We start from the raw sequence: 25,039 nt of genomic DNA, 5'->3' as shown, positions 1-25,039 counted from the left end.
GGTCCAGTTCACGTTTCTGCGCCTGACCGTAAGCTGAGCTCATGCTCGACGTGCGGCGGCTGCGCCTGCTCTGCGACCTGTCCCGGCTCGGCACGATCGCCGCCGTGGCGCAGGCGCACACGTACACGGCGTCGGCGGTCTCGCAGCAGCTGTCCGCGCTGGAACGCGAGGCGGGTGTGGCGCTGCTGGAACGCACCGGCCGCCGTGTCACCCTCACCCCGGCCGGGAACGTGCTGGTCGAGCACGCGGTGACGGTCCTGGCGGCGCTCGAACGGACCACCGCCGCGCTCGCCGCCGTGCGATCGGGACTGTCCGGGCCGCTGCGTATCGGCGCGTTCCCGACCGCGGTCCGCACCCTGCTGCCGGAGGCCCTGGTCGAGCTGGGCCGGCACCACCCGGGGCTCGAGCTGATGGTGACCGAGCTCGACCCGGTCGACGTGCCCGCCGCGCTGCGCGAGCGCCGCCTCGACGTGGGGCTCGTGCACGACTACGACGTCGTACCGGACTCACCCGACCCGGCGCTGGACGCCACACCCCTGCTCGACGAGACGGTGTTCCTGGCCGTGCCCGCCCGATCCGCGCACACCACACTGGACGACGTGCGGGACGCGGCGTGGATCGTGGCCGGCCCGGGGACGCTGTGCCACACCGCGACACTGCGCATCTGCGGCGCTGCCGGCTTCGCCCCGCGCGCCCGGCATCAGGCCGACGACTTCGCCACGGTGTTGGCCCTGGTCGCCGCCAACCAGGGCGTCTCGGTGGTGCCCGCGCTCGCCGCGGCGCAGCCGCCCGACGGCGTACGCCTGATCGCGCTGCCGACCCGGCGGCGCAACCGGATCGCCTACCGCAGAGGCGCGGCGGCCCACCCGGCGATCGCCGCGTTCGTCACCGCGATCCGCGCCCGGGCCGGCGTGTCCGGTTTGCCGTCCGCACCGCACACCACCAGGATCATCGGATGACCGACGTCGTTCTCTTCCACCATGCCCAGGGCCTCACCGCCGGTGTTCACGCCTTCGCCGACCAGCTCCGCAGCGCGGGCCACACGGTGACCGTCCCCGACCTCTACGCGGGTGTCACCTTCGACAACCTCGACGCCGGCGTCGCCCACGCCCAGGAGATCGGCATGGACGAGATCGTCGACCGTGGTGTCGCCGCGGTCGCGGGCGTTCCCGACGCCGTGGTCTACGCGGGCTTCTCCCTCGGGGCCATGCCGGCGCAGAAACTTGCACAGACCCGCAAGGGCGCCCTCGGCGCGATCATCTACCACGGCGGTGTCCCGGCCGAGGCGTTCGGCGGCGAGTGGCCCAAGGAGGTCCCGCTGCAGCTCCACCTGGCCGAGGAGGACGAGTGGGCCGAGGTCGACGTCGCCCGCGACCTCGCCGCGGCGTCCACCGACGGCACCCTTTTCCTGTACCCCGGAGCCGCGCACCTGACGACCGACAGCAGCCTGGGCGAGTACCAGCCGGAGACGACGGCGCTGATCCTCGGCCGCAGCCTGGAATTCCTCGCCCGCGTCAGCTGAGCAGCGGCAGCAGCTCGGTCAGCGTGCCGATGGTGTGCGTGGCCGTCAGCCCCTCCGGGAGCCGGCGGCTGCCCCGCCGCACGAACGCCGTGTCGATGCCCAGCGCCGAGGCGCCGGTGATGTCGGCGGCCGGCGAGTCCCCGACATGGACGACGTCGGCGGTGGTCAGGCCGAGCTGCGCCAGCGCCAGCAGGAACGGTTCGGGCCGCGGCTTGTAGGCCCGGGCGTCCTCACTGTAGACGTCCAGCAGAACCGCTCTATACATCGTGGGAGCTGAACTGGATGCCGGCCAGCTGCCAGGTGCCGGAACCGCCGACCCAGACCTGGCTGACCCGGTTGGTCAGGCTCATTTCCTGGCCGCGCCACACCGAGCGGCTGTGCTGGACGCAGCGCAGGATCGCGGCCCGGTCGTAGAGGCAGACGTCGACCTCGCCGGTCTCCAGGTCGGTGTAGCCGAACTCGGTGAACCGGCCTATCCACGCGGACTTGTCGAGAAGGTAACCGCGCTCGCCGATGGACCGGAAGTCGTCGGTCAGCAGGGTGTCGAGCCGGTCGGTGTCCGCCTGCAACTCGGCCGTCTGGAACGCCCGGTGCGCGGCGAGGATCTCTTCGCTCACGCGGCCATTCTGTCGTGCCGCAGGTACGCGTCCAGTGCGGCGGCGCCGCTGAGCATCGCGCGGCTGCGCGCGGACAGCCGGGCCCGCCAGTCCGCCAGCATCGACTCCAGCGGTTCGACACCACCGGCGGAACGCACCTGGGCGATCACCGGGGCGATGTGTTCCAGCAGGTAGCCGCCCCGCCGCAGCTGGTGGGTGAGCAGGGCGTCGCGGACGTCGGCGGCACTGTAGATGCGGTAACCGGTCCGCGGGTCACGGCGCGGATGGACAACACCGGCGCGTTCCCACTTGCGCAGCGTGGCCGGGCGCAGACCGAGCCGGTGCGCGAGGGGCCCGACAAACGTGTCGCCTTCTCCGGGCGGGACGGGTTCCAGGTCGCGCAGCGCGTCCTCGACGGCCAGCAGGGTGCGGCGGTCGTCGACCAGCTGGACGTGACTCTCGTCGATGAGCTGCAGAGCTTCCTCGGTCGCGCCGCGGTTGACCGCCTGCAGGACCGCGGTGGCTGTCGTGTGCCCGTGCCCGGGCAGCAGGGCCAGGAATGCCCGGAGGGCTTGCGCGTGCAGCGTCGTGTAGGTGCGATAGCCGTGGGCAGTGCGCTCGCTGCCCGGGAGGATGCCCGCCGTCTCGTAGTTGCGGATCGCCTGCGTCGACAACCCGTGGGGGCGCGCCAGATCGACCGGTCGGAGGCCGTCTTGAAGGTTCTGGTCCATCGTCCTGCCGATATCGCCGGAAAGTCTCAACCGTCGGTTCAACGATATCGTTGAGGGAATGCTGCGTACTGTCACCTCGGTCCTGGACCTGCTCCCGTCCCGTCCCCGCATCCTGGCTCTGGGTGAGCCCACCCACGGCGAGGACCTGCTGCTGGAGGTGCGGAACGACCTCTTCCGGCACCTCGTCGACCACGAGGGTTACCGCACGATCGCCATCGAGAGCGACTGCCTCATGGGCCTGGTCGTCGACGACTACGTCACCACCGGCGAAGGCACCCTCGACGACGTCATGGCGCGAGGATTCAGCCACACCTTCGGCGAATCCGCCGCCAACCGCGACCTGGTGCGCTGGATGCGCGCGTACAACCAGGACCGGCCCGCCGCCGACCACGTGCGTTTCGCCGGGGCCGACGCCCCGACCGAGATCGCCGCACCCTCCTCCCCGCGCCAGGCCGTCATCTCACTCCACGCCTACCTGTCCTCCTGGGTGGACCCCGACCTCCTTCCCTGTACGGCGGAGCAGCTCGAGCACCTCCTCGGCACCGACGAGCGCTGGACCGAACCCGCCACGATGCTCGACCCCACCCGTTCCGTGGGGCGCACACCCGACGCCGACCGGCTGCGACTGCTCGCCGACGACCTGGCCGCCCTGCTCGACGCCCAGACCCCGCACCTGCTGGCGGTGTCCTCCCGCGACGACTGGGACCGCGCCCGCCTGTACGCGCGTACGGCCACCGGCCTGCTGCTCTACCACTTCTGGATGGCGGACTCGTCGCCGGCGCGGTTGCCCCGGCTGACCGGTGTCCGCGACTCGATCTTCGCCGGGAACCTCCTCGCGGCCGCCCACCGGCGGCCGCTGCTGGTCCACGCCCACAACCTGCACCTGCAGCGGGAGAAGAGCCGGATGCAGATGGGTGGCCTGCCCCTGGAGTGGTGGGGTGCCGGCTCGATCGTGAGCGCCCACCTCGGTCCGGACTACGCCTTCCTGGCCGGCGCGCTCGGCACGATCCGGCACCAGGGAGTCGGCACCCCACCCCCGGACACCCTCGAAGGGATGCTCTACGCCCTGCCGGAGGACCACTTCCTCATCGGCGCGTCCTTTCTTGACGACGTCAAGCCGGTGCCGCGGGTGTCACCGTGGTTCGGCTACTTCCCGCTCGATCCCGCCCACCTGAGCGGCGTCGACGGGATCGTCTTCGTCCGGGACACCCCGGCCGAACCACCGCGGTAGCCGCTCGAGCAGCTCCTGCTGGTTGTCGCCGGCCCAGGCGACGTGTCCGTCCGGGCGCAGCAGCACGGCCGGCACGTCGAGCTCCTCACTGCCGTCGACCACGTGATCGACCCGGTCGGCCCAGCCGCGTACGGAGAGTCGCCCGGTCCGGTCGAGCAGCAGCCCTCGCCCGGCGTGCATGAGCTCGTAGAGGCGGCCGTTCCTGAGCGTGAGGTCCCGCAGCCGCCGCCCGACCAGCTCGGGCCCGTCGCCGAGGTCGTAACGGATCCCGATCGCGATGATCTTCTCGATCAGGAACCGGTTGACCTCCGGGAAGTCCATCAGCTCCGCCACCAGACGCCGCACGGCCTGCGCGCCGGGTTCGAGCGACATCAGTTCCATCTGCGCGCGGGTGTTGTTCAGGACGGCCTCGGCGACGGGCCGCCGCTCGGTGCCGTAACTCTCCAGCAGCCCGGCCGGCGCCCAGCCGTCGACCTCCGCCGCCAGCTTCCAGCCCAGATTGAACGCGTCCTGAAGCCCGAGGTTGAGCCCTTGACCACCGGTCGGCGGATGAACGTGCGCCGAGTCGCCGGCCAGCAGCACCCGGTCGCTCTGGTAGCGCTCGGCCAGCCGCGTGGCGTTGCCGAACCGGGACAGCCAGCGCGGGGAGTGCACGCCGAAGTCGGTCCCGGCGGTCGCCCGCAACTGCTCCCGGAACTCCTCCAGGGTCGGTGCGACCGTACGGTCATCGGCCACCCCGGCAGCGGGCACGATCACCCGGAACACCCCGTTACCCAGCGGCCCGGCACCGAACCGCAGCTGCGTCTTGCGGACCTCGGTCATCACCGCGGTCAGCTCCTCCATCGAAGCGGTCAGCTCCATCTCACCGAGCAGCGTGTCGACCGTGGAGGCCTCACCGGGAAAACCGATCCCGGCCAGCTTGCGGACGGTGCTGCGGCCGCCGTCGCAGCCGACGAGGTACCGCGACCGCAACTGCGTACCGTCCGTGAGGTCCACGGTGACCCCGTGGTCGTCCTGACTCAGGCCGGCCACCTCGGTGCCACGCCGGATCTCGGCGCCGAGACCCTCGGCGTGCTCGGTCAGCAGCCGCACCGTGACCGGCTGCGGAATGGCCAGGACGTACCCGTGCGCGGTGTCGAGCCCTTCCGGCTGCGGCTTGGAGATGCCGGCGAAGAACCCACCGAGCGGGTGCTTCTTGCCCAGCGCCAGGAACCGCTCGAGCAGGCCACGCTGGTCGAGCACCTCGATGCTGCGCGCGTGCATCCCGAGCGCCCTGACCACGGTGGTCGGCTCGGCGTCCTTCTCCAGGATGAGCACACCGACTCCGTGCAGCCGAAGCTCAGCGGCGAGCATCATGCCGGTCGGCCCACCACCGGCCACGATCACGTCGATCATGGAAACCCCCCGTTTCTCCGTAAGGCCGACGATTTTGCCCCGGCACCGGGGTCTTGCCACAAGACCCGGGGTGCGATATACGTTAGAAGTGGCAGGAAGCGGTATCACCGCGTCCTGCCTTTGTCTTGATCGCCCCTTGGAGGTCAGGACCGTGACCGAGCTGTACCCGCCGATCGAGCCGTACGAGACCGGCATGCTCGACGTCGGCGACGGCAACCTCGTGTACTGGGAAGTCTGCGGCAACCCGGCCGGTAAGCCGGCGCTGGTCGTGCACGGCGGGCCCGGATCGGGATGCGGGCCCGGTCCGCGCCGGTACTTCGACCCGGACCGGTACAGGATCGTCCTGTTCGACCAGCGTGGTTCCGGCCGCAGCACACCACACGCGAGCGACCCGGCGACCGACCTGCGGCACAACACCACCTGGCACCTGATCGCCGACATGGAGCAGCTCCGCGAACGCCTCGGCATCGACCGCTGGCTGCTGTACGGCGGTTCCTGGGGCTCCACGCTCATCCTGGCTTACGCCCAGCACCATCCCCGGCGGGTGTCCGAGATCGTCATCGCCGCCGTCACCATGACCCGGCGCGCCGACATCGACTGGCTCTACCGGGGCGTCGGCCGGTTCTTCCCCGAGCAGTGGGAGCGGTTCCTCCAAGGCGCGCCGGGCACACCCCGCGACGGGAACGTCGTCGCTGCCTACGCCCGCCTCATGGAACATCCTGATCCTGCCGTGCGGGAAAGGGCCACGATCGACTGGTGCGCCTGGGAGGACGCGGTTCTGTCCGGTGAGACCGGCGGCGCATCCCATCCGTACGGCGATCGCCCTCCCGCGGCCCGGCTGGCCTTCGTGCGAATCTGCGCGCACTACTTCTCCCACGGTGCGTGGCTGGAGGAGAACGCACTGCTTCGCGATGCCGGCCGGCTGGCCGGCATCCCCGGTTTCCTCATCCATGGCCGACTCGACCTGGGCGGCCCACTGCAAACTGCGTGGGACCTGCACCGCGCCTGGCCCGACTCGACTTTGACCGTGATCGAGAGCGCAGGGCATCTCGGCACCGCCGAGACGCGCCGGCACGTCCTTCGCGCCCTCGACGGATTCGCAGCAGACGATTCCCTCGGCGGGCCTACCTGACAACGGCTCCGGCGCCGAGTCGAAACAGTGTCAGCGTCAAGCGGGCCGGTGGGCGCGGAGGACGCAGGTCAGCATCGGGAGGGTGAACTCGCCGTCCGCGGTTTCCGGGCGGCTCGCCAGGAATGCGCGGATCCGGCCGAGGGCGGCTTGGCGTTCCTCGTCCGGCATGACGAGCATCCCGGCTCGGGTGCCGAGTGTCGCGACGAGGGAGTCGGCGGTGCGGCGCTGCCCGTGTGGAAACTCGGCCTGCTCCGGGGCGACAAAGCCCGAGGCCATACCGGCCGTCTCCGCACGCCAGGCGTCCGGGGTGTCTCGCGGGCCGATGGCGGCGCTACCGCTCACCTTCGCCAGGCCGGCGACCCAGTCGACGCGGTCGTCGACAACGTTCCACAGTCCGGCCAGGACGCCGCCGGGGGCCAGGACGCGGGTGATCTCGGGGCCGGCGACGGCCATGTCGAACCAGTGCATGGCGTTTCCGGAGACGACGGCGTCGAAGGTGGCGTCCGGCAGCGGGATCACCTCGGCGTTCCCCGGCAGGGCCCGGATCTGCGGCAGCGTGCGGCGCAGCTCGGCCAGCATCGCCGGGTCCGGCTCGACGGCGGTGACGTCAGCGCCGGCTGCAACGAGGGTGGCGGTGAGCTTCCCCGTCCCGGCACCGAGGTCGAGCACCCGAATGCCGGGGGCAGCATCGAGCACCCACCTGACCGCGTCCTGCGCGTAGTCCGGACGGTGTTCGGCATAAGCGGCGGCCGCAGCGCCGAACGACGAAGCGTGAGGGAGTTCTTCCATACGCCGACCCTAGTTCGGCCGCGCTCCCGGCTCTGCCCGGTAATTATCGGATTGCCATTAACAGCAATCCAGTAATCCAGGGACAGTGCTGGATTCGGACAAAACGGCGCTACATCATAATGACAGTTATGGTGTAGTCGGTTTGTCGTGTCCACCGTCCGCCTGACCCTGGGCGGGGCTGCGGATCGCTAGCCTGTGCGGCATGGCAGAACCCTCGGAGTACGAGCAGGCGGCGTGGCGGGATGTTCAGCGGTTCAAGGGGAGGCCGTTGTCGGCTGCGTTGCGCAGTGCCGGTGAGGGTGTGTCCAACGGTGCCGCCGCACTCGGTCGGCGTGCGGCCACGTACCTGGAGAACCACCCCGGTGCTCAGTCGACGCTGTCGAAGGGTCGGGACATCGCCGCCAAGGGGGCGGGTGTTGTCGGTGCGGGGGCTCGGAAGGCCGCCGGTGTCATCCCCGCCGGCGCGACCGACTGGAGTGGGACTGCTGCTGGGTCGGTGCAGCGGACGCTGGCGAGGATTTCGCGGGCGGGGCTGTCCCCGAAGCGGGTGGTGAAGCTCCACCAGAAGCGCGGCCACGACGTCAGCAAGCTGTCCGACCTGCGGCGCCTCGATCTCGAACAGGTCCACGCCGTCCGGGGGCGGGCGTTGAGCTGGTACTACCCGGCCACCGCCGCGGTCTCGGGCATGGGGGCCGGGCTGCTGATCTCGGGTGGTGAGCTGGCCACCGCGGCGTCCGCCGGGGCTGCTGCCGCGCCTTCCACCGGTGTCATCGCCGGCGCTTTTGCCGGTGACGCCGCGATCGTGCTCGGCCTGGCTTCCCGCGCGGTCGGTCATGTGTCGCTGCTCTACGGCTACGACCCCGAGGAGCCGGCTGAGAAGATCTTCGTGTTGTCCGTCGTCAACGCCGGGACGGCGGTCTCGACCAGTGCGAAGAGTGCCGCGCTGGCCGACATCTCGCGGCTGACGCAGGCGCTCGTGCGGGGCAAGACGTGGAAGGTGCTGAACGAGTCGGTCGTCACCCGGGTCGCCGTGAAGTTCACCGAGGCGGTCGGCCGTGACCTCACCAAGAAGGGCCTGGGCAAGGTCGTGCCCGTCGCCGGGATCCTGGTCGGCGGCACGCTCAACTGGACCACTCTGGAGGGGATCGTCGACACGGCCGACATGGCCTACCGGCGACGGTTCCTGCTGGAGAAGTACCCGCAGCTGCTCGACGAGGAGCCCTTGGAAGGGGTGGTCGTCGACGACACCGACGAGGACCGGATCAGTGTGCTCGACCAGCTCGTCGAGGAGGGCGGGCCGGACCTGCGCTGAACCCGGACCGGGTCAGTCCTCCCATCCCGTACGGGCTGCCGTGACGAGTCCGGTCTCGTAGGCGACCACGACGAGCTGGGCACGGTCGCGGGCATCAAGTTTGGTGAGCAGCCGTCCGACGTGGGACTTGACGGTGGCCGGGCTGAGAGTCAGGTGCGTGGCGATGTCGGCGTTGGACATCCCTCGGGCGATCAGTGTCAGGATCTCGCGTTCGCGGCCGGTGATCCCGGTGAGCTTGCGGTGGAAGAAGCGGGACGGGCGGGGCTGGGCGCTGAAGGCGGCGATGAGCCGCCGGGTGACGCTGGGGGCGAGCAGGGCGTCGCCGGCGGCGACCACGCGCAGGGCGGCGATGAGCCCGGCGGCGGTGGTCTCCTTGAGCAGGAAGCCGCTGGCGCCGGCCCGCAGCGCCCCGTAGATGTATTCGTCCAGGTCGAAGGTCGTGAGGATCAGCACCCGGGTGTCGCTGGTCGCCCGGCAGATCTCCTCGGTGGCGCCGATGCCGGTCATGTCAGGCATGCGGATGTCCATCAGGACCACGTCGGGGCGGTGGGCCAGGGTCAGCCGGACGGCTTCGCGGCCGGTTCCGGCCTCGCCGACCACGGCAAATCCGGGGGTGCTCTCGAGCAGGACGCGGAAGCTGTCGCGCAGCAGCGTCTGGTCCTCGGCGATGACGACCCGGATCGGTGCGGTCACGGTTGCCCGTCCCCGCCGGAGGTGGCGTACGGGATGGACGCGGTCACCGCGAACCCGCCGCCCGGCTGCGGCCCGGCCTGCAGGGTGCCGCCGTAGACAGTGACGCGTTCGCGCATCCCGCGCAGTCCGTGCCCGGTGCTGCCGTCCGCCACCGCGGCGGTGCCGTTGTCAGCGACCCGGACCGTGACGGAGTGCGGACCGGCGTCGACGCTGACCGTGCATCCGGTGGCCCGGGCATGCCGGACGACATTGGTCAGCGACTCCTGAACGATGCGGTAGACGACGAGGCGGATCCCGGGCGGCGGCGTGGTCTCGCCCGCGAGAGTCGTCTCCACCCGGACACCCGCCTGCTCGGTGCGGCGGGTCAGTGTCCGCAGGTCCTCGTCGTCGCCCGAAGGCACGGCGGGATCCTGATCCGCTCGCAGCAGGCCCACGGCGCGACGCATCTCGACCAGCGCTTCCCGGCCGGCGGTCTCGATGACCTCCAGGGCCGCCATGCTCTCCTCGGGGCGGACCGCCGCGACGTGACGGGCGACTCCGGCCTTCATCGCGATCATGCTCAGGCTGTGGGCCACGGTGTCGTGCATGTCGCGGGCGATACGCAGCCTCTCCTCGGTCACCGCACGGGCGGTCCGCTCCTCGAAGACCTGCTCGGCCACCTCCCGGCGGCGGCGAACCAGGACGCCCACCAGCCACGGCACCGCGACCGCGGGCCCGGCCACCAGCGGCGCCGCCGGCCACAGCAGCCCGAGCGTGGCAGCACCGGCAAGACCGGTGGCCAGCACTGGCACCGAGCGCACGAGTGGCAGACCCGCTCCGACCGGATACAAAGTCAGCCCTGCGGCGGCGCACAGTCCGGGTGAGGCATCCGGCGCGATGACGCCGCCGGCCAGCACAGCTGCGGACGCGGTCAGCGTCACCGCGGCGGCGGGCAACGCCCATCGGCGGCGAACCGATACCGGCAGGGCGACAGCGCCCACCAGGAGCCACTGCCACCAGGACGCCCGTCCGGCTTCCTGCGCTGCGTAACCGCACACCGCGAGAACAAGGACGGCCGCCGTCGCATCAACGGCCTGCGCCCGCGTCCCGATCACGGGGTCAGGCTACCGAGCCCGGCCGTGGTTGCCGTCCGCCTGAGGGCTGTCATCCTCTGGTATCACCGCACGACCGCGGCTTGGTGCCGTGACCGGATGTGTCGCGTCCGGCCCGGCGGCAGAGTCATCGGCATGAGCGCAGAGACAACCGGACCGCCCTTCACCTTCCCCGGCCCGTGGCTGGGCGGCGTGTCCCTCATCGCCGGACCCCTGCTCCTGCTGGCCGGTACGCTCCTGCGGCTCGGCGTCCCGTTCTTCTTCCCGCACCAGCTCGCCGCCTACCAGCAGAACCCCACACTGACCGCTACGGCGTACGCGCTGTTTCTGGCCGGCACGATCGCGCTGTGGCCGGGGATCGTCGCGGTTGCCATGCGGGTCGGTGCCACCCGCCCGGCCTGGGCGTTGTGGGGCGGCAGCCTGGTGATGGCCGGACTCTTCGCGCGCACCTTCCACTACGGCGTCAACACGTTCGCCTTCTCGCTGGTCGACAGCGCCGGCCTGGGCGCCGCCTCACCAGCGGTCAGCGCCTATTACCGCTACCCGGAGTGGGTGGTGTCGAGCCTCACCCTCGCCGTCATGACCGGCTGGGTGGTGCTCGCGATCGGCTGTTTCCTGTCGGGGACCCTGCGTCTGCTGCCGGCGATCGCCCTGGCGCTGATGTCCGGGCTGATGATCGGGGTCCTCAAGGGAAGCACCTGGGCCTCGGCCGTCGAGGTCGCCGGACTCACCGTGGCCCTGGTACCCCTGGGCGTCGCGTTCCTGCGCAACGCCGGACGCCCGTCCCGGAGCGCCGTACCGCTGGTCCTGCTGTTCGTCGTGGGTTCGATCGTCCTCGGGCAGCTCGGCTGACGATGTCGAGGCTGACGATGTCGAGAAAGCGGGAACGGCTTCGTCCCCGGACCGGACTCAGCCACCGACGCGGAGGAACGACATGCAGCCGAGTGAGATCACCGAGATTCTCGACCGCCCGTACAGCCGGGAGTTGCTGGCCCGCGACCTGACGCGGCTGGCCTACGTCGCCCGGGACGGCACGCCGCGGAGCATTCCGATCGCGTTCACCTGGAACGGCGCTCAGATCGTGCTGTGCACGGCGAAGAACGCCCCGAAGCTGCGGGCGCTACGGGCGAATCCGATGGTCGCGCTGACCATCGACACCGAGGTGCACCCGCCGAAGACCCTGCTGCTGCGCGGTCGTGCGGAGCTCGACGTCGTCGACGGCATCCCGGAGGAGTACCTCGCGATGAACGGCACCTACCAGATGACAGCCGAGCAGCGTGTCGAGTGGGAGGCCGGGGTGCGGTCGCTCTACGACGGGATGGTCCGCATCGTGGTGACCCCGACGTGGGTGAAGCTGATCGACTTCGAGACGACGCTGCCGAGCGCGGTCGAGGAGCTGATCCGGGAACAGGCGGAGCGGCAGGTCACGGGTCAGAGCAGCCCGTTCTCGTAGGCGTAGATGACGGCCTGCACCCGGTCGCGCAGCCCCAGTTTGGTCAGCAGGTGCGACACGTGCGTCTTGACCGTCTGCTCCCCGACGTACAGGCGCCCGGCGATCTCGGCGTTGGAGTGGCCGCGGGCCACCTCCAGGAGGATCTCGCGTTCCCGTGCGGTCAGCCGGTCGAGGTCCGGGGGCGGCTCGTGCACGGCTGCCGGGGCGAGGCCGTTGGCGAACCGGGTCACCAGGCGGCGGGTCACCGACGGGTCGATGAGGGCGTCGCCACGGGCCACGACCCGGATCGCGTTGAGCAGTTCCTCGACGGGCATGCTCTTGAGGCAGAACCCGCTGGTCCCGGCACGCAGGCCCCGGTAGACGTAGCTGTCGTCGTCGTAGGTCGTGAGCAGCATGATCCGGGTCCCGGTGCCGCGGGACAGGACGGTTTCGGCCGCCGTCAGGCCGTCCATGCGGGGCATGCGGACGTCCAGGACGGCGACGTCCGGGCGTAGCCGTTCGATCTCGGTCACGGCGGCGTGCCCGTCGCCGACGTCGCCGACACATTCGAGGTCGGGCTGGGTCTCCAGGGCGCTGCGGAATCCGGAGCGGAAGAACTCGTGGTCGTCGGCGAGCAGGACGCGGATCGCGGTCAACGGGACTCCTGGAGCGGAATGGTGATGGCGGTGCGCCACGTGCCGGGCGCGTCGGGTGGGGGGCCGGTCGTGACGGATCCACCGAACAGGCCGGCCCGGTGGCGGATACCGTCCAGGCCCCGTCCGGTGCCGGCGTTCGTACCGGATCGGGGGTCGGTGGTGTTGTTCGCGGTGATCCGGAAGGCGTCGACGGTCCGGGTGAGGGTGAGGTCCAGGGTGCCGTCGCCGTGGCGCAGGGCGTTGGTCAGGATTTCCTGGACGATGCGGTAGGCCGCGAGGTTGAGCGACTTCGGCAGGCTTCGGGGCAGGGCGTCGTCCATGATCAGGTCGACCGTGAGACCGGCGCTGCGGCTGCCGTCGACGAGGGTGTCGAGGTCTTCGAGACCTGGTTGCCGGACGCCGTCGGAGTCGTTGCCGTGCAACAGGTCGAGCATGCGGCGCAGGTCGCCGAGGGCGGCGCGGCTCGACGTCTCGACCTGTTCCAGCGACGTGACCGTCCGGTTCTCGTGGGCCGGCAGACCCGATTGCAGGCCGAGGCGGGCGGCGGCCGCGTGCACTCCCACCGCGCTCACGTGGTGCGAGATCGTGTCGTGCAGGTCCCGGGCGATCGCGGTGCGTTCGGTCTCGACCGCCAGGGTGAGCGTCCGGTCCGCCTGGAACCGCTGCTCCTCGGCTTCACGCTGGATGCGTTCCGCCCGGCGGCGAACTTCCGCGATGTAGCCGCTGCGACCGGTGGTGTGCCGGCCGAGCAGCCAGGGCAGGACCGTGTTGGTCAGGGTGAGCAGGATGTTCTCGGCGGTGGCGTCGAAGCCCTGGATCGCCTGGGTGGCGGTCATGCCCGCGATGAGAGCGGCCAGCGTCGCCCAGGAGCGTCGTCCCTGGACCCAGGCGCCGGCGCGGTACCCGGCGACGGCCAGCCCGGTCGCGTTGCCGATGCCGTCCCGGTCGCCGGTGGCGCTGAACAGCAGGGCGGCGACCCCGACCCGCACGACGGCGTGGACGACCGCCACCGGCCCGGCCGTGCGGGCCGGCAGCGCGAGTGCCAGGTCGGCCAGCAGAATCGCCAGGCCGGCGATCCAGATGGCCGGGTGCGGCGGGCTCTGCGAGTGCTTGAGCAGGAACGGGACGCCATCACCGAGCACACATCCGACCGCGATGAGCAGCGACTGCCTGCGCAGTGCGGCGTTCTCGTCGCCTTCGGCCCGCATGACGCCCCCTCTCCGCATCGCCCGGTCAGACCTTCGCGTCGCGGATGAAGTCGATGATCTCGCCTACACCCTCGGGGGTGCTGGCCGGGGTGTGTCCCGCGCCGGTGATCACCTTGTGGGTGGCGTGCGGGAACTGCGCGGCGGCCGCGTCGCCGGATTCGATCGGGGTGTTCGCGTCGAGGTCACCACTGAGGACCAGGACCGGCACGTCGGGCATCGCGGCGCCGGCCGGGAACGGCGGCTGTGCGGTGGCATCGGCCGGCCAGCGCAGGCACGCACCGGTGTCGTAGTCGGCCCGGGAGACCCACACCTGCGCGGAGAACGGCCTGAAGTCGGCGTTGTCGAGCTTCGCCTGGGTGCTGGTGTACTGCCGGGTGCGCTTCGCGACCGGGTCGGCGTAGTCGAAGTCGCGCAGGTAGTCGTGGCAGGTGACGGCCCAGGACTGCGCGTCGGAGAGTAGGCCGGGGCCGTAGGAGTAGTCCTCGGCCGACTTGAGCAGGCTCTTGCGGACCAGGGCGCGTGCCGGGGCGAGGTCGCCGTGGCGTGCTGCAGCGGCGGCCTTCGCCAGGGCCAGCTCGGTCGCGGTGTCGGGCTGGTTGGAGTAGACCTTCCCGGCCACGGAGGTCATCTGCCACTCGTCCAGCGTGACGCGGTGCTTGACGCCCTCGTGGACGACGGTGAGCTTCTCGGGGTGCTTGCGCAGGCGTTTCATCAGCGCGGCGAGGTCCGAGATCACCCGGTCGCCGTCGCACCGGCCGGTCCGCTCGCAGACCAGGCGCACCGCTCGCCGGAACGCGACGGCGTTGACCTCGCCGGTGGTGTCGACATTGATCGCGTACGCGCCGGCCAGGCTGATCGTGCGCACGTTGTCCGGGTACCGCTGGGCGTAGGTGGCCATCAGATAGGTGCCGTAGGAGATGCCGAGCAGGTCGAGGCGGCTCAGGCCCAGCGTCGCCCGGATGTCGTCGACGTCGTCGGCGACCGCGATGCTGGTGTAGTCGGACACGGTGTCGCCGAGCTGGTCGCCGCACTCACCGATCAGCCGGCGCTGCTGCGGCAACGGGGCGAACACCCGGGCCGGGCCGTCGAGCGCCGCGCAGCTCAGCGGGGTCGAGCGGCCGACACCGCGGGTGTCGATCAGCAGCAGGTCACGACGGTCGAGCAGCGGCTGGAGGGACTCCGCGAACAGCTGGCCGGCCAGGTCGATGGTCGAGGAGCCGGGACCGCCCGGGTTCGGCACGATCGTGCCCAGTCCCGGCTGCGACGTGTCGGTGTGCGGCACCAGGGCGAACCCGACGTCGATCGTGCCCTTGCCGGGGTTGCTGCGGTCCCGCGGCACGGTGATCTGCCCGCAGCGTGCGGTCGGCAGTCCGGGCAGCTCCGGGCACTCGGCCAGGGCCCGCACGGTCTCGGCGGACGCCGTCAGCGTGGACCGGGCACCGGCCGTGGCCATCGGTGCAGCGGCACATCCGGTGACACCCACGGCCACCGCGGCCAGGGCGGCGGCGAATCGTTGCTTCTTCATGAGGTTCCTCTGCGTCCGATGTGGCTTGTCGAGATCCATCCTCGGCGTGCGCGGCGGCCACGTCGTCCATCACCGGCGGGAGTGCCTTCTCCCTCTCGCGGGTGAGACGCAGACCCCCCCTCGGGGTGAGGAGGCTTATCGCAGGGCGGTGCAGTGGACGATCGTCGCGTCGTCGGGAGCGACGTTCTCGTGGGCTTCGGCCTCGCGGACGCGGCGGATGACTTCGTCAGGACCGGTTGTGGTGAGAATTGCCAGCAGGCCGGGCCAGTCGCTGAGGCCGAAGCGGTCCACGAAGCGGCCGGCACCGTTGCTGAGCAGGGCCGCCCCGCGCAGGCCGGCGACCGGGCAGCTTCCGGTACGGGCCTGCGCGGCGGCGCGGGGGTCGTCCTTGGCCAGCCAGAAGCCGCCGGGCTGGTTGCGGTGGGTGCGCAGCTCCGCCAGGATCCGGCGGTAGTCGTCGCTGCCGGCCGGGACGTCCTTCAGCCGCGCCTCGTAGGTCCGGCTGATGACCACCTCGCGGGCATCGGTGACGACCAGCGGCGCCGCGTCGTGACGGTCGAGCACCACGGTCGTGTCGCCGAGCACGAGATGCTCGGCGGTCCCCTCGCGGACGCGCAGCAGGGCCACGGTGGCGGACGGGCTGATCGGACTGGCGACGTCGCAGGTGTCGCGGTGAGCATCAGTGACCTGCTCGATGGCCTCGGCGAGCAGCGTGGTCAGGCTGCCGTCGAGGGGCAGGAGCCCGAGGAGGGTGCCGCCGAGGCGGTGGGCGTACCAGGCGACACCGTGCCGGCAGATCTCCTCGGTGCCGGGGATGCCCGCGCCGTCGATCACCACCGCCGCGCCCGGCACCACGCCGGCGAAGTCCTCGTTGGTCCGGCCGGGCCGCTTCGGAACGCTGTCGATCGTGAAGCGCATGCGGAGCAAACTACCGGCGTGAGGCTCCGCTGGTGGTGTGAGTCAGCCGAACCAGGTCAGGGACTGGCCGTGGCCGCGGGTCCAGGCCAGGGGTGTGCCGTCCAGCGCGAGAACGTTGTGCAGGGACGCGTCCGGCGGGTCGGGGAGGTTGTCCAACGCGACGACGTCCGGGGCCTCGTTGGAGATCCAGTGGCCGGGCAGCGACGTGACCAGCTCGGCGAACGCCTCGCGGCGTGGGGCCGGCACCTGGTAGAGCACCGAGGTGTGGAAGACCACCAGGGTGGCGTCCGGCGGGGCCTGGGCGGCCAGCGCGGGCAGGTCGTCGAGGACGTCTCCGCGTACGAGGTGGGGTGGGTCGGCGGCCGCGACCGCGGCGGCTGCGCGCAGGCGGGACCGGCGGTGGTGGTGTTCGGGCCAGATCAGGGCGTCGAGCCAGGCCACGTCGGCCGGGTCGGTGACGTCGAGGGGGTTGAGGTCGAGGCCGGCGCGCCAGACGACCTGCGGGAGCTGCGCCGGCGGGGTCAGGCCGGTCGCGTCGCACTCGAGCAGCGGCTCGCCGGTGCCGAGGGTGTGGTCGCCGTAGCGGTAGGAGTACCGGTCGGGGTAGAGGCACAGGCCGGCGGACGCGCCGACCTCCAGCAGGGCCAGGGGTCCCGGCAGGGCGGCGAGGACGGGCAGGAGCACGGCGCAGCGGCCGGCCTCGTTGGTCTGGGTGGCCCGCGACAGCAGCTCCGGCTCGATCGCCGGCCAGTGCTCCAGGACCCAGTCGTGGAAGACCGCGGGGTCCTCGACCGGGCCGCCGAGGAAGCGGACGACACCGAAGAGCAGGTTGGGCTGGCGTTTGGCCGGGGGCAGGGTGGCGATCAGGGCCAGCAGCTCGTCGTCGCGGGACACGGCCAGGGCCAGCCGTTCGTAGGTCGGTGAGACACCCCGGGCTTCGCGCGTACCGAAATCGGCGTAGGTCATGGCAGTTGAAGATGCCACACGTGCTACTCATGGTGGGTACTCTCCGGTGTTCACCGCCTCGTAAGGATCGTCGGGTTGTCGTTCTTCAAGCGCTTTCGCCGGACCGCCGCGGTGGTGCTCACCGTGCTGGCCGCGGTGCTGGTCTACCTGGCCCTGATCGTGCCGGACCAGATCACGCGGCTTCCCGAAGGCTCGTCGATTCCCGCGGCTTTTGTGCGGATTCCGATCGAGGGCATCGTGGTGTTCGCGGTGCTGCTCGTGCTGCCGGGGCGCGCCCGGGGGATCGTCGCCGCGGTGCTCGGCGCGGTGCTCGGGCTGCTGACCATCATCAAGATCATCGACATGGGGTTCTTCACCTTCCTGGCGCGGCAGTTCGACCCGGTGCTGGACTGGCCGCTGTTCGCCGACGCGTACCGCTTCGTGAAGGACTCCTACAGCAGGCCGGCGGCGATCGCCGCGGTGATCGGGGCGGTGCTGCTCGCGATCGCCGTGCTGGTGCTGATGACGCTGGCCGTCCGCCGCCTGGCGCGGGTCGCGGCCGCGCACCGGACCGCCTCCAGCCGCGGTGTCGCGGTGGTGGCGACGGCCTGGCTGGTGACCGTGTTCCTCGGCACGTCGTTGGTGCCGGGGGTGTACGTCGCGTCCGACAGCGCCGCCGACCTGGCCCACGACAACGTGCTCAAGGTCCCCGCGGCCCTGGAGGACCGCCGCTCGTTCGCCACCGAGGCCGGTGAGGACGCGTTCCGGGACCTGCCCGCCGACCGGCTGCTGACCGGGCTGCGCGGCAAGGACGTGGTGTTCACCTTCATCGAGAGTTACGGGCGGTCGGCGATCGAGGACCCGAAACTGTCGCAGCGTGTCGACGCGACCCTGGAGGACGGCAACCGGCAGCTGACCGCGGCTGGGTACTCCGCCCGTAGCGGGTTCCTCACCTCGCCGACCTCGGGCGGCGGGAGCTGGCTGGCCCACTCGACGTTCCAGTCCGGGGTGTGGATCAACAACGAGCAGCGGTACCGCAGCCTGGTCTCGGGTGACCGGATGACGCTGACCAGCGCGTTCCGCAAGACCGCGGCGTGGCAGACCGTCGGTGTCGAGCCCGGTGTGACCTTCGCCTGGCCCGAGGGACAGTTCTACGGGTTCGACCGGGTCTACGACTCGCACACGCTGGGCTATCACGGGCCGAAGTTCAGCTGGGCGACGATGCCGGACCAGTTCACCCTCAAGTCCTTCACCGACCGGGAGTACACCAGGCCGGGCCGGGGACCGCTGATGGCCGAGCTCACCTTCGTCTCCAGTCACACGCCGTGGGCGCCGATCCCCGCACTGGTCGGCTGGGACGAGCTCGGCGACGGTTCGATCTTCGCCGAGCAGCAGAAGGGCGCCGCGACGCAGGCCGAGATCTGGAAGGACGCCGCCCTCGTCCGCGCCGAGTACGCCAAGTCCATCAAGTACTCGATCGACAGCCTGGTCTCCTGGGTCCGCGAGTACGGCGACGACAACCTGGTGCTGGTGTTCCTCGGCGACCACCAGCCGGCGCCGATCGTGGTCGGGGACACGGCGAGCCACGACGTGCCGATCACGATCGTCGCCCGCGACCGGACCGTGCTCGACAAGATCGACGGCTGGGGCTGGACCAACGGGATCCGGCCCGCACCGCAGGCACCGGTGTGGCCGATGAACGCGTTCCGCGACAAGTTCCTGACCGCGTTCGGGCCGCAGGACGGGCCCCGCCCGCTGTCCCCGCCGAAACGGTGATCGGCGAATCTCGGTGGAACCCGCTCGCCATGACCTCTACGGTCGCGGCATGAGCACACGCACCATCCGGGTCACCGTCCGCGGCGCCTTCGACGCCCTCACCGACGAGCAGCGCGCCGGCCTGCTCGAGCGTGCGGGGGAACACGACGTGGCGTTCGCCGCCTACACTGCCGAGGGTTCGCTGACCTACGACATCGCGACACGGCCGTTCTTCACCTTCCGGTTCGCCGGCACGGCCGAGACCGAGCAGGACATCCCCGCGGTGGTCCGGCACGCCGAGACGGCCGCGGCCACCTATCTCACCGAGCACGGGTACGCGTACAAGAACCTCACCTCGCAGGCGGTGGACATGTCGCAGGTGCCCCTCGGTAAGCGCGGCAAAAAGGAAGAGGCCCGTCGCACCACATGACCAGTTCTCCGCGTCGTCTCCGGATCGCCGTCCAGCTCGCACCGCAGCACGCCGGCTACACGGCGATCCGTGAGGCCGCCACGGCCGCGGAGGCGCTCGGGGTCGACGTCATCTTCAACTGGGACCACTTCTTCCCGCTCGGCAAGATCCGCGAGGGTAAGCACTTCGAGGCGTGGACGATGCTGGGCGCCTGGGCGGAGTCGACGTCGAGGGCCGAGATCGGTGCACTGGTCAGCTGTGTCAGCTACCGCAACCCGGACCTGCTGGCCGACATGGCGCGCACGGTCGACCACGTCAGCGACGGCCGCCTGGTCCTCGGTCTGGGCGCAGGTTTCCGCGAGTGGGAGTACACGCAGTACGGCTACGAGTTCGGTACGCCCGCTGAACGCGTACGCGATCTCGGCCTGGCCCTGGAACGCATCGAGCGGCGCTTCGCGGAGCTGAACCCGCCACCGACACGCCCCATCCCGGTGCTGGTGGCCGGGGGCGGCCCCAAAACGCTGCGCCTGGTGGCCCGGCACGCCGACATCTGGCACACCTTCGCCTCGGGTGACGAGCTCGGCGAGAAGTCACGGCTGCTCGACGGCTTCTGCCACGACCGGGGACGCGACCCGGGGGAGATCGAACGCTCGACGTTCGTCAGCGGCGACCCGTGGGAGGTCGCCCCGGCCTACCGCGAGCACGGCGTGACACTCTTCGTGGTGCTGGCCTCCGGCCCGGACTTCGACCTCACGGACCTGAAGCGCTGGATCGCCTGGCGCGACGAGGTCACCGCGGACGCGCGTGGAGGTGACCGTCCTGCGGGTACGGTCCCTGCGCAGGAAGCGTCCGCTCGTACGGAAAACCGCTCTTGAGCGCGACCCGGCACGACGCGACGTTGCCGACCTGGTGCAGCAGCGCCAGCCGCTGCACCTCCGGGAACGTCTCGAACGCCCACCGGCTCAGTGCCTCGACCGCCTGGGACGCGACACCGCGGCCGCGGGCGTGCTCGGCCGTCCAGTAGCCGACCTCGGTCTCGCCGAACGCTCCGGGCCGCTTCAGCGCGACGTTGCCCAGCAGCTGCTCCCGCTCGTCGAGCACGGCGAAGCTGTAGCGGGTGCCGTTGCTCCAGCCGGTGTGCTGCACGCTCAGCCATTGCAGAGCCGCCGGGGTGTCGGGGACGCGTACGGTGGTCCAGCGCTGCAGCTCCGCGTCGCCCGCCGCCGCGATCAGCGCAGGCGCGTCCTCGTCTCGCCAGGGCCGGAGCAGCGGAAACGCCGTCACGCCGCCGTCAGACCGCGCTCGACGGCGCTGCGCTCGACACAGAACTCGTTGCCCTCGGGATCGCGCATGGTGACCCAGCCCAGGCCCTCCGGCGTGCGGTGATCCTCGTACACGGACGCGCCCGCGGCGAGGAACCGCTCGACGGCCTCGTCCCGGGTGCCCACCGGGGGCTGGATGTCGAGGTGCACGCGGTTCTTGACGACCTTGTCGTCGGGGACGCGGATGAACAGCAACCCGGGTGCATTCGGCTCCGGCGGGGTGATCAGCACCTCGTCGTCGTCGGGCTCCTCGTCCATCGCGTACCCGGTGACGCCGACCCAGAACAGGGCGAGCGCGTGCGGGTCGTGGGCATCGACGGTGATGTGCCGGACGGGATTGAGAAACATGGCGGGCAGCGTAACCCGTCCGCGGAAAAGCGGTGGCCCCGAACCGGCGCGCTTGCGAAGGTGGTGACGACCAGCCCTCTACCGAGACGAGAAACCCATGCGAGCGACGTTCGTGTCCCTTCCGGCCCCGGCCATCTCACCCAAGGACATGACGTATCTTGCCTTCGCTCAATCTCGGAATCCTCGCCCATGTCGACGCCGGTAAGACCAGCCTGACCGAGCGCCTGCTGCTCCACGCGGGTGTCATCGACCACCTCGGCAGCGTCGACGCGGGCAGCACCCGCACCGACACCCTCGACCTCGAACGCCGCCGCGGCATCACCATCAAGGCCGCCGTGGTCTCGTTCGCGATCGGTGACCTCACCGTCAACCTGATCGACACACCCGGGCACCCCGACTTCATCGCCGAGGTCGAACGTGTCCTCGGTGTCCTCGACGGCGCGGTGCTGGTCGTCTCCGCCGTCGAAGGCGTCCAGGCGCAGACCCGCATCCTGATGCGTACCCTGAACCGCCTGCGGATCCCGGCGCTCATCTTCGTCAACAAGATCGACCGGACCGGCGCCCGGAACCTGCTCACCGAGCTCAGGACCCGGCTGACTCCCGCCGCCGTCGCCCTGGACACCGTCCACGACGCCGGCACACCGGCCGCCCACGTCGGCCCCTGGACGGATCCCGCCCTGGGTAACGTCCTGGCCGATCACGACGACAAGCTGCTCACCGCCCTGGTCACCGGCGAGCACGTCGACCTGCAGCACGAACTGGCCGCGCAGACCCGCCGAGCCCTCGTGTACCCGGTCCTCTCCGGCTCGGCCATCACCGGCGCCGGTGTCCCCGAGCTCGCCGCCGCCCTCACCACGCTGCTACCGGCCGCCTCCGGCGATCCGGACGGCCCGCTCTCCGGGACGGTCTTCAAGGTCGAGCGCGGAGACGCCGGAGAGAAGATCGCGTACGCCCGGCTGTTCTCCGGCACGCTGCGGGTCCGCGACCGTACGCCCACCGGCCGCGTCACCGCGCTGACCGTCTTCACCGACGCCGGCGCCCGCCGCGGATCCTGCGCCACCGCCGGCAGCATCGCCCAGCTCCGCGGCCTGCCCGCCGTGCGCATCGGCGACGCCCTCGGCACACCACCACCGGCCGCCGGGCACCTCTTCGCACCACCGACCCTGGAAACCGTCGTCGAACCCGCGGACCCCGCCGACCGCGGTGCGCTCTACGCCGCCCTGACCGAACTCGCCGACCAGGACCCCCTGATCAACCTGCGCCACGACCTCGCGCTGTCCCTCTACGGCGAGGTCCAGAAGGAGGTCATCCAGGCGACCCTGGCCGACGCGTACGGCCTGCACGTCACCTTCCGCGAGACCACCACGATCTGCGTCGAACGCCCCACCGGCACCGGCGAGGCCACCGAGGAGATCGGCACCGGCCCGTTCCTGGCGACCATCGGCCTGCGCGTCGAACCCGGCACCGGCATCACCTTCGGCCTCGGCGTCGAACTCGGCTCCATGCCCCCGGCGTTCTTCAAGGCCGTCGAGGAGGCCGTCCACGACACCCTCACCCAGGGCCTGCACGGCTGGCAGGTCACCGACTGCGCCGTCACCCTGACCCGCAACGGGTACTGGGCGCGCCAGAGCCACTCCCACGGCACCTTCGACAAGAGCATGTCCAGCACCGCCGGCGACTTCCGCCTGCTCACCCCGCTCGTACTCATGGAGGCCCTGCGCCGCGCCGGCACCCGCGTGCTCGAGCCGATCCACCGGTTCACCCTGGAGCTCCCGGCGGACCTGCTCGGCACCGTCCTGCCCGTCCTCGGCGCCCTGCGCGGCGTACCCCTGCAGACCGATCTGCACGGAACGGTCTGCGTCGTCGAGGGTGACCTGCCCGCCGCCCACGTCCACGAGATGCAGCAACGGCTCCCGGCGCTCACCCGCGGCGAAGGTGTCCTCGACGCCACCTTCGACCACCACGCACCGGTCACCGGCCCCGCACCCCGGCGGACGCGGACCGACCACGACCCGCTCGACCGCAAGAACTACCTGCTGCGCACCGTGCGCCGGGTCAGCTGACGTCCAGATGCGCCTCGATCGCCTCCACCACCAGCGCGTGGTCGTCGGCCTGCGGCAGACCCGACACCGTCACCACCCCGACCACACCCACATCCGGTACGCGGACAGGGAACGCCCCGCCGTGCGCGGCGTAATCGGCCGGGTCCACCCCGTACTTCGCGTCGAGGGTGTCACCCTTGGCCGCCAGCCGGCGCCCCACCAGGTACGACGACGCGGCAAAACGCTCCACCACGCGGACCTTGCGGGCGATCCACGAGTCGTTGTCGGCCGTGCTGCCCGGCAACGCCGCGTGGAACAGCTGCTGGGTACCCCGGCGGATGTCCACCGCCACCGGCAGGTCCCGGGTGGTCGCCAGGTCCACCAGCAGGCTGCCCAGATGCCAGGCGTCCGCGTTGTCGAACCGGGTGAAGGTCAGGCGCCGCTCGTCGTCTTCGAGCCGGGCGATGAGATCGTCGTCGGTCATGACCGCCATTGTCCCCGACGAAGATCAGCCGCGACCCCGGCTCCGGCGCAACCAGATACCCAGCACACCCAGGATCACGAACACCGTCGCCGCACAGCACACCGCCTTGAACACTGCTGACACCCCTCATCCCCGCTAGGGTCTTCCCGTGCGACTGGCCACCTTCAACCTGCTGCACGGCAGGTCACTCTCCGACGGCAAGGTACACGCCGAGCGTGTCGCCTCCGCCGTCACCGACCTCGACGCCGACATCCTGGGCCTGCAGGAGGTCGACCGCGCGCAACCCCGCAGCGGCCTGCTCGACCTCACCGCCATCGCCGCCGAGGCCATGGGCGCCCAGGTCCACCGCTTCGCCGCCGCCGTGGTCGGCACGCCGGGGGAGACCTGGCAGCCCTGGCGCTCCGACGACGACAACGCCCACCCGCTCTACGGCATCGCCCTGATCAGCCGCTGGCCGGTGATCCGCTGGCAGATCACCACGCTGCCGGCCGCACCCATCCGCTCACCGATCTGGGCGCCCGGGCCGGGTGGGGGACTGCTGCTGCTCAAGGACGAACCCCGCGTCCTGATCGCCGCCGTCATCGACACACCCACCGGACCCGTCACCGTCGCCAACACCCACCTGTCGTTCGTCCCGGGGTGGAACATCCGCCAGCTGCGCGCCGCCGTCCGGGCCCTGCGCACCCTGCCCGCGCCGCGGATCCTGCTCGGCGACCTCAACATGCCCTCCGGGCCCGTCCGCGCGTTCACCGGCTGGCGCACCCTGGCCCGCAAGCCCACCTATCCCAGCACCGGCCCCCGAGCCCAGCTCGACCACATCCTGGCCGACCCCCGCGGCGCCGGACTGCTCGGCTCCGTCGTCCAGGTGCGCACACCCGAGGTCGGCATCTCCGACCACCGGCCCCTCATCGTGCACCTCGACCCGCCGCTCCCGGATTAAGCCGGGCGTTCGAAGAGCAGCTCCAGGCCGTCCTCCTCGTCCCACTGCTCACCGACCTGCACGAACCCGAAGCCGGCGATCGTCGCCAGCGAGGCGGCGTTCTCCGGGCTGATGCTGGCCCGGACCACCCGGACACGCGGGTCGGTCTCGGCCCGCGCGATCAGCGCCGCCAGCATCTCCTTGGCAAAACCGCGCCTCCGGTACGCCGGAGCGACCGAGTAGGCGACCTCCACCATGCCGTCGGCGTCCGGGGGACCGTGGAAACCGGCGTGCCCGATCACCACCTGCTCGGGCTCGGCCACCACCGCCCGGGCGATCCACTCGGCGCTCGCCGGATCCCGGGCGATCTGCTCGAAGCGCATCTCCCACAGCCACTTCTCGCCGAGAATGTATTCGGACAGCTCCTGACCTGCGGCGGCACCGGCCGCGGGCAGGTCGGACTCGATCAGTGCCTGCAACGCGGCAGGCGGCAACTCCACAAAACGGATCACGCCGAGATCCTAAACAGCTTCGTGATCATCAGCACTTAGATTGTGCACAACTAAATTGCGCGCTAGCGTTCT

The 25,039-nt window shown here is 71.0% G+C and carries 28 protein-coding genes; 12 read left to right on the top strand and 16 right to left on the bottom strand.

Features of this window, described 5'->3' with window-relative positions:
• Window positions 1-41 precede the first annotated feature (41 nt).
• Complete coding sequence (locus tag AFR_RS21795; RefSeq protein WP_023362968.1) at window positions 42-959, top strand: LysR family transcriptional regulator; 918 nt, start codon at window positions 42-44, stop codon at window positions 957-959.
• On the top strand, window positions 956-1,522 hold the full coding sequence (locus tag AFR_RS21790) for a dienelactone hydrolase family protein (RefSeq protein ID WP_023362967.1): 567 nt from the start codon (window positions 956-958) through the stop codon (window positions 1,520-1,522). The genes AFR_RS21795 and AFR_RS21790 overlap by 4 nt, the downstream gene beginning before the upstream one ends.
• Here the strand turns inward: AFR_RS21790 and AFR_RS21785 are convergent.
• Genes AFR_RS21785 through AFR_RS21775 form a run of 3 tightly spaced genes read right to left on the bottom strand, consistent with a single transcriptional unit; the run spans window position 1,515 to window position 2,849 of the window.
• Complete coding sequence (locus AFR_RS21785) at window positions 1,515-1,787, bottom strand: HAD family hydrolase (RefSeq protein WP_023362966.1); 273 nt, start codon at window positions 1,785-1,787, stop codon at window positions 1,515-1,517. The two genes, AFR_RS21790 and AFR_RS21785, sit on opposite strands and share 8 nt — an antisense overlap.
• Entirely contained in the window at window positions 1,780-2,139 is a 360-nt protein-coding gene (locus tag AFR_RS21780) for a nuclear transport factor 2 family protein (protein ID WP_023362965.1), read from the bottom strand. The genes AFR_RS21785 and AFR_RS21780 overlap by 8 nt, the downstream gene beginning before the upstream one ends.
• Entirely contained in the window at window positions 2,136-2,849 is a 714-nt protein-coding gene (locus AFR_RS21775) for a TioE family transcriptional regulator (RefSeq protein WP_023362964.1), read from the bottom strand. Before AFR_RS21775 ends, AFR_RS21780 begins: the two co-directional genes overlap by 4 nt.
• A gap of 58 nt (window positions 2,850-2,907) precedes the next feature.
• Here AFR_RS21775 and AFR_RS21770 point away from each other — a divergent pair, with 58 nt between their 5' ends.
• Window positions 2,908-4,080, top strand: a complete 1,173-nt coding sequence (locus AFR_RS21770; RefSeq protein WP_023362963.1) for an erythromycin esterase family protein — start codon at window positions 2,908-2,910, stop codon at window positions 4,078-4,080.
• On the opposite strand, the gene rox is transcribed toward AFR_RS21770, so the two are convergent.
• The gene (gene rox / locus AFR_RS21765) at window positions 3,982-5,475 is read right to left on the bottom strand and encodes a rifampin monooxygenase (protein WP_023362962.1); all 1,494 of its coding nucleotides are present in this window, start codon (window positions 5,473-5,475) and stop codon (window positions 3,982-3,984) included. The genes AFR_RS21770 and rox overlap by 99 nt on opposite strands.
• A gap of 151 nt (window positions 5,476-5,626) precedes the next feature.
• Between rox and pip the strand changes: the two genes are divergently transcribed.
• Window positions 5,627-6,607, top strand: coding sequence for a prolyl aminopeptidase (pip, locus tag AFR_RS21760; RefSeq protein ID WP_023362961.1), 981 nt, complete (start codon window positions 5,627-5,629; stop codon window positions 6,605-6,607).
• A 36-nt stretch (window positions 6,608-6,643) separates the two neighbouring features.
• Here the strand turns inward: pip and AFR_RS21755 are convergent, their stop codons facing one another.
• Window positions 6,644-7,396, bottom strand: a complete 753-nt coding sequence (locus AFR_RS21755; RefSeq protein WP_023362960.1) for a class I SAM-dependent methyltransferase — start codon at window positions 7,394-7,396, stop codon at window positions 6,644-6,646.
• 202 nt (window positions 7,397-7,598) lie between these two features.
• Here AFR_RS21755 and AFR_RS21750 point away from each other — a divergent pair, with 202 nt between their 5' ends.
• Window positions 7,599-8,708, top strand: coding sequence for an EcsC family protein (locus tag AFR_RS21750; protein WP_041841043.1), 1,110 nt, complete (start codon window positions 7,599-7,601; stop codon window positions 8,706-8,708).
• Between the two features lie 12 nt (window positions 8,709-8,720).
• Here AFR_RS21750 and AFR_RS21745 read toward each other — a convergent pair whose 3' ends face one another.
• Together AFR_RS21745 and AFR_RS21740 are read right to left on the bottom strand one after the other, a co-directional pair.
• The gene (locus AFR_RS21745) at window positions 8,721-9,401 is read right to left on the bottom strand and encodes a response regulator (RefSeq protein WP_023362958.1); all 681 of its coding nucleotides are present in this window, start codon (window positions 9,399-9,401) and stop codon (window positions 8,721-8,723) included.
• A complete protein-coding gene (locus AFR_RS21740) occupies window positions 9,398-10,495 on the bottom strand; it encodes a sensor histidine kinase (RefSeq protein WP_023362957.1) in 1,098 nt (365 codons plus the stop codon). The genes AFR_RS21745 and AFR_RS21740 overlap by 4 nt, the downstream gene beginning before the upstream one ends.
• A 132-nt stretch (window positions 10,496-10,627) precedes the next feature.
• On the opposite strand from AFR_RS21740, the gene AFR_RS21735 reads away from it, so the two are divergent.
• Together AFR_RS21735 and AFR_RS21730 are read left to right on the top strand one after the other, a co-directional pair.
• Window positions 10,628-11,344: a hypothetical protein gene (locus AFR_RS21735; protein ID WP_023362956.1), complete on the top strand. Its 717-nt coding sequence runs from the start codon at window positions 10,628-10,630 to the stop codon at window positions 11,342-11,344.
• 82 nt (window positions 11,345-11,426) lie between these two features.
• On the top strand, window positions 11,427-11,945 hold the full coding sequence (locus AFR_RS21730) for a pyridoxamine 5'-phosphate oxidase family protein (RefSeq protein ID WP_023362955.1): 519 nt from the start codon (window positions 11,427-11,429) through the stop codon (window positions 11,943-11,945).
• On the opposite strand, the gene AFR_RS21725 is transcribed toward AFR_RS21730, so the two are convergent.
• The 5 genes from AFR_RS21725 to AFR_RS21705 form a co-directional block, all read right to left on the bottom strand.
• On the bottom strand, window positions 11,924-12,580 hold the full coding sequence (locus AFR_RS21725) for a response regulator (RefSeq protein WP_023362954.1): 657 nt from the start codon (window positions 12,578-12,580) through the stop codon (window positions 11,924-11,926). The two genes, AFR_RS21730 and AFR_RS21725, sit on opposite strands and share 22 nt — an antisense overlap.
• On the bottom strand, window positions 12,577-13,788 hold the full coding sequence (locus tag AFR_RS21720) for a sensor histidine kinase (protein WP_023362953.1): 1,212 nt from the start codon (window positions 13,786-13,788) through the stop codon (window positions 12,577-12,579). Before AFR_RS21720 ends, AFR_RS21725 begins: the two co-directional genes overlap by 4 nt.
• A 25-nt stretch (window positions 13,789-13,813) precedes the next feature.
• Window positions 13,814-15,313 carry an alpha/beta hydrolase gene (locus AFR_RS21715; protein WP_023362952.1) on the bottom strand — a complete coding sequence of 500 codons (1,500 nt, stop codon included), beginning with the start codon at window positions 15,311-15,313 and terminating at the stop codon, window positions 13,814-13,816.
• 135 nt (window positions 15,314-15,448) lie between these two features.
• Entirely contained in the window at window positions 15,449-16,231 is a 783-nt protein-coding gene (locus AFR_RS21710; protein ID WP_023362951.1) for a protein phosphatase 2C domain-containing protein, read from the bottom strand.
• A gap of 42 nt (window positions 16,232-16,273) precedes the next feature.
• A complete protein-coding gene (locus AFR_RS21705) occupies window positions 16,274-17,197 on the bottom strand; it encodes a DUF2332 domain-containing protein (protein WP_023362950.1) in 924 nt (307 codons plus the stop codon).
• 75 nt (window positions 17,198-17,272) lie between these two features.
• Between AFR_RS21705 and AFR_RS21700 the strand changes: the two genes are divergently transcribed.
• The 3 genes from AFR_RS21700 to AFR_RS21690 are packed head-to-tail and all read left to right on the top strand — an operon-like array spanning window position 17,273 to window position 20,215.
• On the top strand, window positions 17,273-18,952 hold the full coding sequence (locus AFR_RS21700; RefSeq protein ID WP_023362949.1) for an alkaline phosphatase family protein: 1,680 nt from the start codon (window positions 17,273-17,275) through the stop codon (window positions 18,950-18,952).
• A gap of 49 nt (window positions 18,953-19,001) precedes the next feature.
• Complete coding sequence (locus AFR_RS21695) at window positions 19,002-19,361, top strand: DUF6204 family protein (protein WP_023362948.1); 360 nt, start codon at window positions 19,002-19,004, stop codon at window positions 19,359-19,361.
• Complete coding sequence (locus tag AFR_RS21690) at window positions 19,358-20,215, top strand: LLM class F420-dependent oxidoreductase (protein ID WP_023362947.1); 858 nt, start codon at window positions 19,358-19,360, stop codon at window positions 20,213-20,215. Before AFR_RS21695 ends, AFR_RS21690 begins: the two co-directional genes overlap by 4 nt.
• Here AFR_RS21690 and AFR_RS21685 read toward each other — a convergent pair.
• Window positions 20,130-20,624, bottom strand: a complete 495-nt coding sequence (locus AFR_RS21685) for a GNAT family N-acetyltransferase (protein WP_023362946.1) — start codon at window positions 20,622-20,624, stop codon at window positions 20,130-20,132. The genes AFR_RS21690 and AFR_RS21685 overlap by 86 nt on opposite strands.
• Entirely contained in the window at window positions 20,621-21,010 is a 390-nt protein-coding gene (locus tag AFR_RS21680) for a VOC family protein (protein WP_023362945.1), read from the bottom strand. Before AFR_RS21680 ends, AFR_RS21685 begins: the two co-directional genes overlap by 4 nt.
• 158 nt (window positions 21,011-21,168) lie before the next feature.
• Here AFR_RS21680 and AFR_RS21675 point away from each other — a divergent pair, with 158 nt between their 5' ends.
• On the top strand, window positions 21,169-23,073 hold the full coding sequence (locus AFR_RS21675) for an elongation factor G (protein WP_023362944.1): 1,905 nt from the start codon (window positions 21,169-21,171) through the stop codon (window positions 23,071-23,073).
• Here AFR_RS21675 and AFR_RS21670 read toward each other — a convergent pair.
• Window positions 23,066-23,536 (bottom strand): heme-degrading domain-containing protein, encoded by a 471-nt coding sequence (locus AFR_RS21670; protein WP_148308025.1) that lies wholly within the window; start codon window positions 23,534-23,536, stop codon window positions 23,066-23,068. The genes AFR_RS21675 and AFR_RS21670 overlap by 8 nt on opposite strands.
• 148 nt (window positions 23,537-23,684) lie before the next feature.
• Here AFR_RS21670 and AFR_RS21665 point away from each other — a divergent pair, with 148 nt between their 5' ends.
• On the top strand, window positions 23,685-24,476 hold the full coding sequence (locus AFR_RS21665; RefSeq protein WP_023362942.1) for an endonuclease/exonuclease/phosphatase family protein: 792 nt from the start codon (window positions 23,685-23,687) through the stop codon (window positions 24,474-24,476).
• Here AFR_RS21665 and AFR_RS21660 read toward each other — a convergent pair.
• Complete coding sequence (locus tag AFR_RS21660; RefSeq protein ID WP_023362941.1) at window positions 24,473-24,967, bottom strand: GNAT family N-acetyltransferase; 495 nt, start codon at window positions 24,965-24,967, stop codon at window positions 24,473-24,475. The genes AFR_RS21665 and AFR_RS21660 overlap by 4 nt on opposite strands.
• Window positions 24,968-25,039: the final 72 nt, after the last annotated feature.

The sequence above is a fragment of the Amorphoplanes friuliensis DSM 7358 genome (assembly GCF_000494755.1).
Taxonomy (GTDB): domain Bacteria; phylum Actinomycetota; class Actinomycetes; order Mycobacteriales; family Micromonosporaceae; genus Actinoplanes; species Actinoplanes friuliensis.
This window is presented reverse-complemented; position numbering and strand designations above follow the sequence as displayed.

Bases quoted from the DNA above. Each gene is read 5' to 3' on its own strand.
- AFR_RS21750 (WP_041841043.1), top strand. From the start codon at position 7,599: ATGGCAGAACCCTCGGAGTACGAGCAGGCGGCGTGGCGGGATGTTCAG.
- AFR_RS21790 (WP_023362967.1), top strand. From the start codon at position 956: ATGACCGACGTCGTTCTCTTCCACCATGCCCAGGGCCTCACCGCCGGT.
- AFR_RS21730 (WP_023362955.1), top strand. From the start codon at position 11,427: ATGCAGCCGAGTGAGATCACCGAGATTCTCGACCGCCCGTACAGCCGG.
- AFR_RS21690 (WP_023362947.1), top strand. From the start codon at position 19,358: ATGACCAGTTCTCCGCGTCGTCTCCGGATCGCCGTCCAGCTCGCACCG.
- AFR_RS21670 (WP_148308025.1), bottom strand. From the start codon at position 23,536: ATGACCGACGACGATCTCATCGCCCGGCTCGAAGACGACGAGCGGCGC.
- AFR_RS21735 (WP_023362956.1), top strand. From the start codon at position 10,628: ATGAGCGCAGAGACAACCGGACCGCCCTTCACCTTCCCCGGCCCGTGG.
- AFR_RS21705 (WP_023362950.1), bottom strand. From the start codon at position 17,197: ATGACCTACGCCGATTTCGGTACGCGCGAAGCCCGGGGTGTCTCACCG.
- AFR_RS21680 (WP_023362945.1), bottom strand. From the start codon at position 21,010: ATGTTTCTCAATCCCGTCCGGCACATCACCGTCGATGCCCACGACCCG.
- AFR_RS21715 (WP_023362952.1), bottom strand. From the start codon at position 15,313: ATGAAGAAGCAACGATTCGCCGCCGCCCTGGCCGCGGTGGCCGTGGGT.
- AFR_RS21785 (WP_023362966.1), bottom strand. From the start codon at position 1,787: ATGTATAGAGCGGTTCTGCTGGACGTCTACAGTGAGGACGCCCGGGCC.
- AFR_RS21795 (WP_023362968.1), top strand. From the start codon at position 42: ATGCTCGACGTGCGGCGGCTGCGCCTGCTCTGCGACCTGTCCCGGCTC.
- AFR_RS21775 (WP_023362964.1), bottom strand. From the start codon at position 2,849: ATGGACCAGAACCTTCAAGACGGCCTCCGACCGGTCGATCTGGCGCGC.
- AFR_RS21755 (WP_023362960.1), bottom strand. From the start codon at position 7,396: ATGGAAGAACTCCCTCACGCTTCGTCGTTCGGCGCTGCGGCCGCCGCT.
- rox (WP_023362962.1), bottom strand. From the start codon at position 5,475: ATGATCGACGTGATCGTGGCCGGTGGTGGGCCGACCGGCATGATGCTC.
- AFR_RS21695 (WP_023362948.1), top strand. From the start codon at position 19,002: ATGAGCACACGCACCATCCGGGTCACCGTCCGCGGCGCCTTCGACGCC.
- AFR_RS21720 (WP_023362953.1), bottom strand. From the start codon at position 13,788: ATGCGGGCCGAAGGCGACGAGAACGCCGCACTGCGCAGGCAGTCGCTG.
- AFR_RS21770 (WP_023362963.1), top strand. From the start codon at position 2,908: ATGCTGCGTACTGTCACCTCGGTCCTGGACCTGCTCCCGTCCCGTCCC.
- AFR_RS21710 (WP_023362951.1), bottom strand. From the start codon at position 16,231: ATGCGCTTCACGATCGACAGCGTTCCGAAGCGGCCCGGCCGGACCAAC.